The sequence below is a fragment of the Mariniflexile gromovii genome, assembly GCF_017814435.1.
Lineage (GTDB): Bacteria > Bacteroidota > Bacteroidia > Flavobacteriales > Flavobacteriaceae > Mariniflexile > Mariniflexile gromovii.
Genome location: NZ_JAGJCB010000019.1, coordinates 65,523 through 79,345, shown reverse-complemented (window position 1 = coordinate 79,345; position 13,823 = coordinate 65,523). Strand labels below are relative to the sequence as shown.

The following is a 13,823-nucleotide window of genomic DNA, read 5'->3' as shown; positions in this document are numbered from 1 at the left end:
ATTAATTTGTACAACGAAATAAGATTACACTTATCTTTAGACTTTAGAACACCAAATATGGTATACAAATTAACAGCGTAAATCAATTTTTAACCTGTAGCCATATTTCAGGACAAGACATTATGAAAAACATCCTGCTGACATTTATAATCTTGATTTCATTGACTGCTTGCGAATCCAAAAAAAGCAACTCAACTGAAAATAAAATAGCAGAATCTGAAATAGAAGAACAAAAAGTTGAACTGACTGAAAGAGAAAAAGAAGAAAAATTACGAGAACAAATAAACAATGAATATCTCGCTGAATTATCAAAATGTTCTCAAAACAAAATCGCAGTAACGGATTTTAACGGAAAAACTGAATTTTGGAAAATTTGTGAAACTGAAAACGGAAAGAGAATAATACAAATTGAATCGCACGAAAAAACCAATTTTTATGAAGAAGTTTATTATGAGAAAAATGGAGAATTAATTTATGCAGAGGAATCAATAAAATATATGCCGATTAATCATTACATTTTACAAACTTGGACTTGCCAATTTTATGCGGAAAAAGGAAAACTGATTTCATTAATGTCTTTAGGACACGGAAAAACAGAGGATGACGAATGGAATCCTGAAATAATATTTGAAATGTACAAAAAGCGAATAACTGAATTGAATAAAATTGAGAAGGAATAAAAACTGTGGGCAACATGCGTATATAACTAATAAAAAATAAATTTTAACAGATAACCACTTCATTTTCCCTTTCGGTAATGGCCTTAGCAAATAGCTGCGTTAGGGATTGCAGCGGCATCCTTTTGTTTTTTTAATTAAAAAGTAAGACACTTTAGGAGAATCAAAATATTTACAAGTGGATTCCTGCCTTCGCAGGAATGACAGAAAACAAAAGATATAGCTAAAAGCCCGACCCTTGTGGTAAAGCCAAAAAAAAGCAAGTCCAAATAATGAACTTGCTTTAATTTTAATATGTGAAAATATGTTATTTCGCTGCTGCGTAACGTTTTTCAACTTCGTTCCAGTTAATTACGTTAAAAAACGCATTGATATAATCTGGACGACGGTTTTGGTAGTTTAAGTAATAAGCGTGTTCCCAAACATCCAATCCTAAAATTGGTGTACCTCCGCAGCCAACTCCTGGCATTAACGGATTGTCTTGGTTTGGCGACGAGCAAACTTCTACTTTACCACCTTTGTGCACGCATAACCATGCCCATCCTGATCCAAAACGGGTTGCTGCTGCTTTTGAAAATGCATCTTTAAAAGCATCTACCGATCCGTAAGCTGCTTCAATAGCATCTTTTAATGCGCCAGATAAATAGCCTTTTCCTTCTGGGTTCATCACATTCCAAAATAAGGAGTGGTTGTAAAAACCGCCACCATTATTTCTTACTGCGGCATTGTTCATATCAAGATTTGCAAGAATGTCTTCAATAGATTTTCCATCTAAATCGGTTCCTGAAATTGCGTTATTTAAATTGGTGGTATATCCTTGATGATGTTTTGTGTGGTGTATCTCCATTGTACGAGCGTCTATATGAGGCTCTAAAGCATCATAAGCATATCCTAATTCCGGTAATTCGAAAGCCATAATTTTTTGTTTTTATTATTAGTATTTATTTTCTTTTTCAAATTTACGGATAAAACACATCAATTAAAAATAATTAATTGTTATGAAATGATTGATAGTTTTTATCTTGTATCCAAAATTTTAAAATTCATGCCACAAAACCATCCTTTTACTATATATAACGCCTCTGCGGGTAGTGGCAAAACCTTTACGTTGGTTAAAGAATATTTAAAAATTTTATTTCAATCGAGCAATCCAAACCAATACAGATACATTCTTGCCATTACTTTTACCAATAAAGCGGTGGCCGAAATGAAAGAGCGTATTATTGAGGTGCTTAAAACCTTTTCGGATATTGAAATTTTAGAAAACCCTGACAATATGTTTGCCATTATGTGTGAAGAGTTGCAAATACAGCCAAACGAGCTTCACCAAAAATCTAAAAAACTATTAAACAACATCATACATAATTATGCTGCGTTTGATATTTCGACCATTGATGGCTTTACCCATAGAATTATAAGAACTTTTGCTTACGATTTAAAATTGCCTTTGAATTTTGAAGTGGAATTGGACCAAGAATCCCTTTTGAATGAAGCCGTGGACAGTTTAATTGCAAAGGCAGGAACGGACAAAATGCTTACCAATGTGTTGGTTGATTTTGCTATTGAAAAAGCCGATGATGATAAAAGTTGGGATGTATCGTTTGATTTTAATAAAATAGCGAAACTGTTGGTTAATGAAAACGATGTACCTTTTATTGAAACTTTAAAGGACAAAACTTTGGACGATTTTTTGGCTTTGAAAAGTTTGTTGACTAAGGAAATAAAATCGACCGAGACCGCTATTGTTGAAACCGCCCAAAGTGTATTGAATTTAATTGAAGAATGCGGATTGGAATTTAACGATTTCTCTGGAAGCTATTTGCCAAAACATTTTCAAAAACTAGCAGATAAAAATTTTGATGCTTCATTTGGCACCAAATGGCAAGAAAATTTAGAAAGCAGCACCTTATACCCTAAACGAGTAAGCCAAAATATTGCTTCTACCATGGAGCAAATTCAACCACAAATAGCCTCCGCTTTTAATTTAAGTAAACAAGCTGTTTTCCATCTTAAATTTTTAAAGGCTTTTTATAGAAACATCACGCCGCTTTCGGTTTTAAACGCTATTAATAATGAGCTAACCGAACTTAAGTTAGACCAAAATAAAATGCTTATTTCAGAATTCAATAGCATCATCAGCAAAGAAATAAGCAACCAACCTACACCGTTTATTTACGAACGTATTGGTGAAAAATTCAATCATTTTTTTATTGATGAGTTTCAAGATACATCAACCATGCAATGGCAAAATTTAATTCCGTTGCTGGATAATTCGCTGGCTTCAGACAAAGGAACCGCCATGTTGGTAGGCGATGCTAAACAAGCTATTTACCGTTGGCGCGGAGGAAAAGCAGAACAGTTTATTGGGTTGTTCCATAACGATAATCCGTTTCATATTGAAAGAGATTTAAGAAATTTACCTTCAAATTTCAGGAGTTTTAAAGAAGTGGTTACGTTCAACAATGGCTTTTTTAATTATTTGTCAAGTCAAGTTTTCAGCAATGAAACTTATAAAAATCTATACGAAAATGCACATCAAAACATTAGTAAACAGGATGATGGTTATGTGGAGCTCTCATTTTTAGACATTGAAAAAGATGATGATAGAGACGAGTTATTTTGTGAAAACACTTTAAAAACCATTGAACGTTGTTTAGAAAACAACTTTACCCTAGATGAAATTTGTGTTTTAGTTAGAAAGAAAAAAGAAGGTGTTGCCATTGCCAATTATTTAAGTCAGCATCACATACCCATTGTGTCGTCTGAAACCTTGTTAATTAACAATGCGCCCGAAGTACAATTTATAAATAATTTGTTGGGGTTGTTAATTCAGCCTAAAAACAACGAATTGAAAATTGCCGTTCTAGATTATTTGGCTACTTCATTCGGTATTGAAAATAAGCACGATTTTTTCAGTAGCCATTTGCCTTTATCATTAACACAGCTTTTCAAAAGTTTTGAAGCACATCATGTGTTCATCAACAACCAAAATTTATTGCAACTTCCACTTTACGATTTAGCTGAAACCATTGTGAGAAGTTTTAATTTAGTTAAAACATCCAACGCTTACATTCAGTTTTATCTAGATGTTGTTTTGGATTTTTCGCAGAAAAAAGGTTCTGATATTTCAGGGTTTTTAGAGTATTTCAACAAGAAAAAAGACAATTTAAGTATTGTATCGCCCAAAGGACAAAATGCCGTTCAAATTATGACGATACATAAATCGAAAGGCTTGGAGTTTCCGGTGGTCATTTTCCCATATGCCGATTTGGATATTTACCGAGAATTAGAACCCAAAGAATGGTTTCCTATAAATAAAGATGTTTATAACGGCTTCTCGCATACTTTACTGAATTTCAATAAAGATTTTGAGAATTTTGGTGATGCTGGTTTGGAAATTTTCAACAACCACAAATCTGAACAAGAGTTGGACAACATTAACTTATTATATGTAGCACTTACCCGAGCGGTGGAGCAACTTTATATTATTTCAAGCAAAGATATTTCAGCAAAAGGCGAAGTTAATAGCAAAAAATATTCAGGGTTGTTTATAAATTATTTAGAACATTTAGGTGTTTGGAACGATTCGCAAACTGTTTATACCTTCGGAAGCATCGAAAAAACTTCGAAAACTAAAAAAGCTTCAACAAATATCACCATTCAAAACGAATTTATATCCACTGCCAAGGAAACACATCATATCAAAGTGGTAACAAAATCGGGCATGCTTTGGGACACTACCCAAGAAGAAGCTATTGAAAAAGGAAACCTGCTTCACAACATCATGTCTAAAATCAATACCAAAGATGATATTGATTTTGTAATGAGTGATTATCTAAACACCGATGCCATTAATACCCAACAAGCTGAAAAATTGAAAAAGTTGGTGGTTCAAATAATAAACCATCCAAAACTTGATACTTTTTACACGTCGAGCAACACCATTTACAACGAACGTGATATTATTACCAAAGAAGGCATTATTTTAAGACCAGATAGAGTGGTTATAAACACTGAAAATGAAGCGGTTATTATTGATTATAAAACAGGTTTTGAAGATAAAAAACATGCACAGCAATTACAATCTTACCAAGATGTTTTGCAAGAGATGCATATAAATGTTAAAAAGAAGATTCTTGTTTACATAAATAGTGATATTTCAGTAAAAGAAGTATAAATTTGCTAAAAACGCAAAATTATGTACGGAAAACTAAAAAATCATCTTCAATTAGAACTTCAAGACATAAAAAATAACGGACTTTATAAAGAAGAACGGATTATAACTTCTGCTCAAGGTGCAGAAATAACTTTAAATACGGGCGAAACTGTATTAAACTTTTGTGCCAACAATTATTTAGGATTATCGTCGCACCCCGATGTGATTCAAGCAGCAAAAGATGCCATGGATACACATGGTTTTGGCATGAGTTCGGTTCGGTTTATTTGCGGTACTCAAGATATTCATAAGGAACTCGAGCAAAAAATAGCTGATTTTTACCAAACCGAAGACACCATTTTATACGCTGCAGCTTTTGATGCCAATGGCGGTGTTTTTGAACCTTTATTAGGTGCTGAAGATGCTATTATTTCAGACTCCTTAAACCACGCTTCCATCATTGATGGTGTACGCTTATGTAAAGCAGCACGCTACCGCTACGAAAACAGCAATATGGAAGATTTAGAAAACCAACTTATTGCTGCCAATGAAAATGGAGCGCGTTTTAAAATTATAGTAACAGATGGTGTCTTTTCTATGGATGGTATCGTGGCACCCCTTGATAAAATTTGCGATCTCGCCGATAAGTATGATGCTTTGGTAATGATAGATGAGTGTCACGCTGCCGGTTTTATAGGTAAAACAGGTAGAGGAACTCTTGAAGAAAAGGGCGTTTTAAATAGAATAGACATTATAACAGGCACTTTAGGAAAAGCCTTGGGTGGCGCTATGGGCGGTTACACTACTGGAAAAAAAGAAATCATTGAAATGCTTCGTCAGCGTTCGCGTCCTTATTTATTTTCAAACTCCTTAGCCCCCGCCATTGTTGGAGCCTCCATTAAAGTTTTTGACATGCTTGCTAACAACACCAAATTACGCGATACTTTAGAATGGAACACCAACTATTTCAAAAAAGGAATGAAAAATGCCGGGTTTGATATTATAGATGGTGATTCTGCCATTGTTCCTGTTATGTTATATGATGCTAAATTATCTCAAACCATGGCAAACATGCTTTTAAAGGAAGGAATTTATGTTATTGGCTTCTTTTTTCCCGTAGTCCCAAAAGAAAAAGCAAGAATTCGTGTACAATTATCAGCAGCCCATACGCAAGCACATTTAGATAAGGCTATTCTTGCATTTACAAAAGTTGGGAAATTAATGGATATTATATAAAACAAATCTGAAATTATGTAAAATCATTCTGAACTATCAGTAAATAAGTGAAATCTTCAATTTTTTTATATATTTGTCTTTGTTAATAAAATTTAACAACTTACTTTTGTTTACGATTAACACTTAAAAATTAAATTTTTGAATATGAAAAATCTTAGCAGATTATTGTTCGCTATGTTGCTTATACTTGGTTATGGCAACTCTAATGCGCAAGACAAAAACAACCCATGGCAAATTACTATTGGTGCAAATGCGGTAGACGCTTATCCTTCAGGAGACGGTGCACTTTCTAGAGGTGGTTTCGCTAGTGAAACTATTTTTGATGAATTCGCTAATGTAACAGACCACTGGAACATTTTACCTTCTTTATCTACTATCTCTGTATCTAAATATGTAGGTGATGGATTCTCTTTTGGAGTAGCAGGTTCATTAAATAAAATTGACAAATGGGGAGACAAAAGCACAAATCCAGATGCAACTAATGATGTAGATGATTGGTCTTATTATGGAGTTGATGGAACTATTAAATATAACTTCTTACAAGGCACAACTCTTGATCCTTTCGTAGGTGTTGGAGGTGGTTACACTTGGGTTGATGAAGTAGGAGCTGGAACTTTAAACGGAACAATTGGTTTTAACCTTTGGTTTAACGATAATATCGGTTTAACACTACAGTCTTCTTACAAACATGCATTTGAAGATTACTTAGACACTCATTTCCAACATACTGCTGGTATTTCTATCAAATTTGGCGGCACTGATACTGATGGTGATGGTATTTTTGACAAAGATGATGCTTGTCCAGACGTAGCTGGTATTGCAGCTTTCAACGGATGTCCTGATACTGACGGTGATGGTATTGAAGACAGCAAAGATTCTTGTCCAAACGAAGCTGGTACAGCTGAACTTAACGGATGTCCTGATACTGACGGTGACGGTGTTGCTGACAAAGATGATAAATGTCCTTCTGTTGCTGGTTTAAAAGCTTTATCTGGTTGTCCAGATGCTGACGGCGATGGTGTAACTGATGGTGACGATAAATGTCCTACTACTGCTGGTCCTGCTGCAAACCAAGGATGTCCTTGGCCAGATACTGACGGTGATGGTGTATTAGATAAAGACGATAAATGTCCTTCTGTAAAAGGTACTGTTGCAAACAATGGTTGTCCTGAAGTTTCAGAAGAAGTTCAAAAAACTTTAAATGCTTACGCTAAAACGATTTTATTTGATACTGGTAAATCTTCTATCAAATCTCAATCTGAAAAAGTATTAGGTGATATTATCAAAATATTAAAAGAGTACCCTAACTCTAAGTTTACAGTTGAAGGTCACACTGATAGTGTAGGTAGCGAAAAACTAAACCAAGAGTTATCTGACGCAAGAGCCCTTTCAGTTAAAGAATACTTAACTAAAAATGGTATTGATGAGTTCAGACTTTCTTCTAAAGGTTACGGTGAGTCTAAACCAATCGATACTAACAATACTTCTAAAGGTAGAGCTAACAACAGACGTGTTGAAATTAACTTAGCTAAATAATACTTTTAAAGTAGAAAATAAATAAGTTTAAAACGCTTCGGATATCCGAAGCGTTTTTTATTTTTATACAATGACAACATTTATTTTTGATGTTCTAAACGATTTAAAAAACCAGAACAAAAACCTTTCCGAATTAACTTTTATTTTGCCCAGCAAAAGAGCTGGTCTTTTTTTAAAACATCAACTATATAAAGTTAGCAATCAAACCATTTTTTCACCCACCATTATTAGTATTGAAGAGTTTGTTGAAGAATTATCCCAACTTCAAACTATTTCAAACACTGAATTGCTGTTTGAGTTTTATAACACTTACATACAATTAACAAAAAAAGAAGAAACGGATACATTTGAAGTGTTTTCCAAATGGGCACAAATTTTACTTCAAGATTTTAATGAAATTGATAGATATCTTATTCCTCAAAAAAACATTTTCAATTATTTAAGTGCCATTAAAGAAATAGAAAACCATCACTGGTCTTTAGAAGAAAACCAAACCACTTTTATTAAAAACTATTTGTCCTTTTGGAACAAGCTACTCACATACTATACCCATTTTACCCAACTACTAATAGGTAAAAAAATAGGCTATCAAGGTTTAATTTACAGAGCTGCGGTTGAAAACTTAAAAAGCTACATTCAAGACAATAATAAAAAGCAACATGTTTTTCTAGGTTTTAATGCGCTTAACACTTGTGAAGAAACCATAATTCAAGAATTACTTCAAAATAATTTAGCAAAAGTTTATTGGGATATCGACGCCACTTTTTTTAACAGTGCAAACCACGATGCCGCTTTATTCACAAGGCAACACCAAAAAAACTGGACTTACTTTAAGAACAATCCGTTTCAATGGATTACAACTAATTATTCCAAAGAAAAGCATATTTCAACATTTGGAATTCCTAAAAATATTGGACAAGCCAAGTACATTGGCTCCTTGCTAAAAAATTTACAAAACCAAAATGCAAGCTTACAAAATACTGCTGTAGTATTAGGCGATGAAAACTTACTAATTCCTGTTTTGAATGCGCTACCGGATAACATAGATGCCTTAAATATAACCATGGGTTTTCCGCTAAAGTCCATACCCTTGGCGTCTTTATTTGAATCGCTTTTTTATATTCACAAAACGCCTTCAAACACTTTTTACTTTAAAGATGTGGTTAACATCATTTCGCATCAATTTATAAGACCGCTTTTGTTTGTGGAAAATACAGATTATGCTTCAAAAATAATTGAAACTATAGATGCCAATAATATTATTTACGTAAGCGCACAGCGTTTAAAAGAAATGGCACCAAAATCGGTTAGCATCATCGATATATTATTTTCAAACTGGGATAAATCCATCGATTTAGCGCTAAATAACTGCTTTCAGCTCATCTTAAGTATTAAAAACCATTTAGATGAAAATAAAGCATCTCAATTACTTTCATTAGAGTATTTATTCCGATTTAATGCATTGTTCAATGAATTATCACGCTTAAATTCCAAATACCAACACATCAAAGATATTTCAGCTTTATTTAGTATTTATAAAGAATTATTAAGTTCTGAAACTTTAGATTTTCAAGGAGAACCTCTACAGGGCTTGCAAATTATGGGGATGTTGGAGTCGCGGGTTTTAGATTTTGAAACGGTTATTATTTCATCGGTAAACGAGGGGGTGCTTCCTTCAGGGAAAAGCAATAATTCATTTATTCCTTTCGATGTGAAATTGGAAAACAATCTTCCTACCTACAAAGAAAAGGATGCTGTTTATACCTATCACTTTTACCGATTGTTACAACGTGCCAAAAACATCTACATTTTATACAATACCGAAGCCGATGTGCTAACTGGTGGTGAAAAAAGCAGGTTTATAACTCAGTTAGAGCTAGAGAATATTCATAAAATAAACCATCAAATTATAGCGCCACAAGTACCTGTTATTGAAGCTTCTTTACAAACAATTGAAAAAAACGACAAGCTTTTAGAAGCACTTGTTGATGTTGCAAGCAAAGGATTTTCACCTTCATCTTTAACGTCTTATATTAGAAATCCTATTGATTTTTATTATCAGAAAATTTTAAAAATAAAAGAACATGATGATGTTGAAGAAACCGTTGCAGCCAATACTTTAGGCACCGTAGTGCATAATACGCTTGAAGATTTTTATAAACCTTTAATTAGTACGTTTATAACACCAGAAATCATTAAAAATTTAAAAGCTCAAATTGAAGAAAGAGTAAGCTTTCACTTTAAAAATGAATATAAGGAAGGTGATATTACCAAAGGTAAAAACCTGATAGTTTTTGAAATTGCAAAACGCTATGTGTCTAATTTTTTAGATTTGGAAATTCAGGATTTAAACGCCGGAAATCAAATAAAAATAGTGGCAATTGAAGCGAATAATGAAGTGTTGGTCAATTTTCCTGAGCTTGATTTTCCTGTAAAACTTGTTGGAAAAGTAGATAGGGTTGATGAACATAATGGCATCCTCAGAATTATTGATTATAAAACCGGACGCGTAGACCAATCTCACATTGAAATTGTTGATTGGGAAGCTATCACCACCGATTATAAAAAATACAGCAAGTCTTTTCAAGTACTTACCTATGCGTATATGATGCATATAATGAGTCATATAAAACTGCCTGTTGAAGCTGGTATTATTTCCTTTAAAAACTTAAATGCGGGTGTTTTAAAATTTGCCAAAAAAGACAAATCGGGTAATGGGGCTAAAAAAGACTTCTTGATTACTAAAGAAACTATCGATAATTTTGAAGTAGAACTAAAAAAACTCATTTTAGAAATCTGCAACCCCCAAATTCCTTTCACCGAAAAAGAAGTTTAAAATGCTCACACAACAACATATTGTAATTAACGGAAAACACACAAAACCTATTGTGATGGATGTTACCTATCCTGAAAACAAAACAAATTTACCCATTATAATATTTTGCCATGGTTACAAAGGTTTTAAAGATTGGGGTGCATGGAATTTAATGGCAAAACAATTTGCTGAAGCAGCCTATTGCTTTATAAAATTCAACTTTTCCCATAATGGCGGTACGGTTGAGCAACCCATAGATTTTCCAGATTTAGAAGCTTTTGGAAACAATAATTACACAAAGGAATTAGACGATTTAGAATCGGTTATAGATTGGGTTTTTAACAATGATGATATAAAAGCCATTACAGACCCAAACAACCTATCGTTAATTGGTCATAGCCGAGGTGGTGGTATTACACTTATAAAAGCCGAAGAAGATAACAGAATTAAAAGCGTTGTTAGTTTAGCAAGCGTATCTGATTATGCCAGAAGAATGGACGCGCTTTGCGATTTAGAAGCTTGGAAACAAAACGGCGTTACCTATATTCTAAATGGTAGAACCCATCAGCAAATGCCACATTATTATCAGTTTTATGAAGATTTTATAGCTAATGAAGAACGCTTAACCATAAAACGCGCCGTTTTAAACTTAAAAATTCCACATCTTATTATTCGTGGAAATGATGATACTAGTGTTCTAATAGATGAAGCCAAAAATCTCCACCAATGGAACCCAAATAGTGAATTAATAATTATTGATGGCGCGAATCATGTTTTTGGAGCGAGCCATCCTTGGGAAAAAGAGGTGTTACCAGAGCATTTAAGTGATGTTGTGAAAAAATGCATTTATTTTTTAAAGACTAAATAAATCAATTGTCCGCTATTACTCATATTTTGAGGGCAACTAAAGCGCAATCAGTAAATAAATACTTAAAACAAAAAAGCTCTAAAAGTTAAACTTTCAGAGCTTTTTATTTTAGTGGAGAAGATGGGATTCGAACCCACGACCTCTTGACTGCCAGTCAAGCACTCTAGCCAACTGAGCTACATCCCCGACTAGTTATTTTAATTCGCTTAACACCAAAACGGGTAAGCTACTATTAAAATCTTTTTTATAAATCTGGTTTTTTTCCCATTTCTTCATGAAAAAACCTCTTTTACGTCTTACAACACAAAGCATATCTGGGTCGTGCGTTTTGTAATGCTCTAAAACACCATGATATGTTGTTGGATTTTCAGAATAGGTTACATCTGAAACTATAGCTGTTAATTCGTCATTTAAATCAAAATCGCCTTCATTATAATACGGTGTTTTTACCAAAAGTAAATTTACTATTGCTTTAAAATTATTTTTTATAGCTTTAAGTGGACTAAGCACACCTTCATTTTTAATAATGGCCGATTTTACAGCCATCAAAATAGTTTCAATAGGTTTAAAAACATAACCTTCTGGCACGATAACCGTTGGTATGGTGGTTTGTTTTATAATTTTCCCAGAAGTTTTTCCTAAAAACACCTCTTCATCTTCCGAATAAATTCTTGGTTCAATTAAAATCAAATCAATATTGGCTGCTTTACAAGCCAACTCAATGGTATCAATAAACTTTCCTTTAAGCGCTCTTACTACAACCTCAACATTTTTTGTATCCACTTTAGAAACCAAATCGTTTAAGTAATTAAGCGTATCTTCTTCTAAAATATGATCAATTTTTATCATAGTACCTGCCTTGGTATAAACATTATATACTTGAACTACATAAAGTTTAGCTCCAAAAGCCTGAGCAAAATCTACAGCATATTGTAGATTACTCAATGCATTTTGCGAAGCTCCAACGGGTACTAAAATATTTTTCATGCTGTAATTAATTTAATGCAAAAGTAATTAATTAAATGAATTGCATAAAATTCTGGACAAATATAGACGAAATTAAGCTGTAATTTTAAATTAATTTATAATAAAAACATCCTTCCCACTTCAGTGAATTTATATAACAAATATTTTTACATTTGTGCTTTAAATTCAACAACTATGGATATTTTAAGTTTTATAAGTGGTAACGGTTTATTTCTGGTTTTAGCCCTTGTTTTAATCATTGTTTATTTTGTAAACCGAAGAAAAAGACGCTAACTAACGCGTTTTTAACCACCCTGTTATACTTAAACGTTCGGTGTTTACGGGTTTTACTTCGTGCTCTATAATTTGACTTTCAAAAATAACCACACGCCCAGGAAACGGATAAATAACCTTTTCAACTTCCTCGCCATTTTCGTTTAAATACAACACCAATTCACCGCCATTTTCGGGCAACCAACCATCTTCATTCAAATAACAAACAAACGATAATTTACGTCTGTCGTCATTCTGGAACGTATCAATATGCTTTTTATAAAAAGTATCTTTCGGGTAAATGGCGTAATGAAACTCTTTGTGCAAAATACCCAAAAAGCAGGTCCTGTTTAAGTAGCTAACCAAATCGTTAATTTTCTTAAAAAACAAAGCTTCGGCGGCATTCACATCACTTTCGTCCATCCATAAAATAACGTCGCCCCTAATCGATTTGATAATGGTTTCATTCAACCTATTGCCAATAGCGGCTTTTTTAAAACTGTGTTCTTCATGTTTCTCTTGAATGGATTGCCTTAAAACCGCAACTTCTTCAGCAGTAAAAAAATTCTCAACAATACTAAATTGTTGCGTTCCAATATCAGTAATGATCTGTTCGTATAGCGAATTTTCAACAAAATCAATAGCTTCAAAAAGATGATTCATAAGTATTTAGCAATAAATCTCTTATCCAGATTGAACAAAAGCGCGCAAATGTAATCTAAAAACAAATTGCTTTTACAAAACAACTATCTTTGTACTTTAAATTTTTCACAAATGAGCTTTATTCGCATCACAAAACAATTTTCTTTCGAAACCGGACACGCCCTTTACGGGTACGATGGCAAGTGCAAAAACGTACATGGGCACAGCTACAAACTATCGGTTACCGTTATTGGAAAACCCATTGCCGACACCAACAACGTAAAATATGGCATGGTAATAGATTTTGGCGATTTGAAAAAAATAGTGAAAGAAGACATTGTAAACGTGTTCGACCATGCCACCGTTTTCAACAAAAACACACCACACGTAGAGCTTGCCAAAGAATTGGAAGACAGAGGACACAACGTATTGTTAGTTGACTACCAGCCAACTAGTGAAATGATGGTCATCGATTTTGCAAAAAAAATAAAGCGCCGTTTACCCGAAAACATCGAATTGCACTCCTTAAAACTTCAGGAAACCGACAGCTCCTTTGCCGAATGGTTTGCGTACGACAATATTTAGGGCGTTCCCTTATCGGGTCGGGCTTTCCGCTATATCTTTTGTTTTTTTGTCATTTCTGCGAAGGCAGGA

10 protein-coding genes and 1 tRNA gene are annotated in these 13,823 nt (G+C 33.6%); 7 read left to right on the top strand and 4 right to left on the bottom strand.

Features of this window, described 5'->3' with window-relative positions; genetic code table 11:
* Positions 1 to 122: 122 nt before the first annotated feature.
* Entirely contained in the window at positions 123 to 680 is a 558-nt protein-coding gene (locus J8H85_RS15855) for a hypothetical protein (RefSeq protein WP_209656234.1), read from the top strand.
* 304 nt (positions 681 to 984) lie between these two features.
* Here J8H85_RS15855 and J8H85_RS15850 read toward each other — a convergent pair whose 3' ends face one another.
* Entirely contained in the window at positions 985 to 1,593 is a 609-nt protein-coding gene (locus J8H85_RS15850; protein ID WP_209656233.1) for a superoxide dismutase, read from the bottom strand.
* 129 nt (positions 1,594 to 1,722) lie between these two features.
* Here J8H85_RS15850 and J8H85_RS15845 point away from each other — a divergent pair, with 129 nt between their 5' ends.
* From J8H85_RS15845 to J8H85_RS15825, 5 genes are all read left to right on the top strand, one after another.
* A complete protein-coding gene (locus J8H85_RS15845) occupies positions 1,723 to 4,854 on the top strand; it encodes a UvrD-helicase domain-containing protein (RefSeq protein WP_209656232.1) in 3,132 nt (1,043 codons plus the stop codon).
* A gap of 21 nt (positions 4,855 to 4,875) precedes the next feature.
* On the top strand, positions 4,876 to 6,069 hold the full coding sequence (gene kbl, locus J8H85_RS15840) for a glycine C-acetyltransferase (protein ID WP_209656231.1): 1,194 nt from the start codon (positions 4,876 to 4,878) through the stop codon (positions 6,067 to 6,069).
* Between the two features lie 144 nt (positions 6,070 to 6,213).
* Positions 6,214 to 7,605: an OmpA family protein gene (locus J8H85_RS15835; RefSeq protein ID WP_209656230.1), complete on the top strand. Its 1,392-nt coding sequence runs from the start codon at positions 6,214 to 6,216 to the stop codon at positions 7,603 to 7,605.
* A 70-nt stretch (positions 7,606 to 7,675) separates the two neighbouring features.
* On the top strand, positions 7,676 to 10,441 hold the full coding sequence (locus J8H85_RS15830) for a PD-(D/E)XK nuclease family protein (RefSeq protein ID WP_209656229.1): 2,766 nt from the start codon (positions 7,676 to 7,678) through the stop codon (positions 10,439 to 10,441).
* A 1-nt stretch (position 10,442) separates the two neighbouring features.
* Complete coding sequence (locus tag J8H85_RS15825; RefSeq protein WP_209656227.1) at positions 10,443 to 11,288, top strand: alpha/beta hydrolase family protein; 846 nt, start codon at positions 10,443 to 10,445, stop codon at positions 11,286 to 11,288.
* A 112-nt stretch (positions 11,289 to 11,400) separates the two neighbouring features.
* Here the strand turns inward: J8H85_RS15825 and J8H85_RS15820 are convergent.
* The 3 genes from J8H85_RS15820 to J8H85_RS15810 all read right to left on the bottom strand — a co-directional run bounded on the left by J8H85_RS15820 (position 11,401) and on the right by J8H85_RS15810 (position 13,190).
* Positions 11,401 to 11,474, bottom strand: a tRNA-Ala gene (locus J8H85_RS15820).
* 6 nt (positions 11,475 to 11,480) lie between these two features.
* Entirely contained in the window at positions 11,481 to 12,275 is a 795-nt protein-coding gene (locus tag J8H85_RS15815; RefSeq protein WP_209656225.1) for a universal stress protein, read from the bottom strand.
* Between the two features lie 273 nt (positions 12,276 to 12,548).
* Positions 12,549 to 13,190 carry a 2OG-Fe(II) oxygenase gene (locus J8H85_RS15810; protein ID WP_209656223.1) on the bottom strand — a complete coding sequence of 214 codons (642 nt, stop codon included), beginning with the start codon at positions 13,188 to 13,190 and terminating at the stop codon, positions 12,549 to 12,551.
* A gap of 111 nt (positions 13,191 to 13,301) precedes the next feature.
* Between J8H85_RS15810 and J8H85_RS15805 the strand changes: the two genes are divergently transcribed.
* Entirely contained in the window at positions 13,302 to 13,754 is a 453-nt protein-coding gene (locus J8H85_RS15805; protein ID WP_209656222.1) for a 6-pyruvoyl trahydropterin synthase family protein, read from the top strand.
* The last annotated feature ends 69 nt before the right edge of the window (positions 13,755 to 13,823 follow it).

Excerpts from the sequence above, each read along its gene's own strand:
- J8H85_RS15845 (WP_209656232.1), top strand. The coding sequence starts at position 1,723 with ATGCCACAAAACCATCCTTTTACTATATATAACGCCTCTGCGGGTAGT.
- J8H85_RS15835 (WP_209656230.1), top strand. The coding sequence starts at position 6,214 with ATGAAAAATCTTAGCAGATTATTGTTCGCTATGTTGCTTATACTTGGT.
- J8H85_RS15810 (WP_209656223.1), bottom strand. The coding sequence starts at position 13,190 with ATGAATCATCTTTTTGAAGCTATTGATTTTGTTGAAAATTCGCTATAC.
- J8H85_RS15855 (WP_209656234.1), top strand. The coding sequence starts at position 123 with ATGAAAAACATCCTGCTGACATTTATAATCTTGATTTCATTGACTGCT.
- J8H85_RS15805 (WP_209656222.1), top strand. The coding sequence starts at position 13,302 with ATGAGCTTTATTCGCATCACAAAACAATTTTCTTTCGAAACCGGACAC.
- kbl (WP_209656231.1), top strand. The coding sequence starts at position 4,876 with ATGTACGGAAAACTAAAAAATCATCTTCAATTAGAACTTCAAGACATA.
- J8H85_RS15830 (WP_209656229.1), top strand. The coding sequence starts at position 7,676 with ATGACAACATTTATTTTTGATGTTCTAAACGATTTAAAAAACCAGAAC.
- J8H85_RS15825 (WP_209656227.1), top strand. The coding sequence starts at position 10,443 with ATGCTCACACAACAACATATTGTAATTAACGGAAAACACACAAAACCT.
- J8H85_RS15815 (WP_209656225.1), bottom strand. The coding sequence starts at position 12,275 with ATGAAAAATATTTTAGTACCCGTTGGAGCTTCGCAAAATGCATTGAGT.
- J8H85_RS15850 (WP_209656233.1), bottom strand. The coding sequence starts at position 1,593 with ATGGCTTTCGAATTACCGGAATTAGGATATGCTTATGATGCTTTAGAG.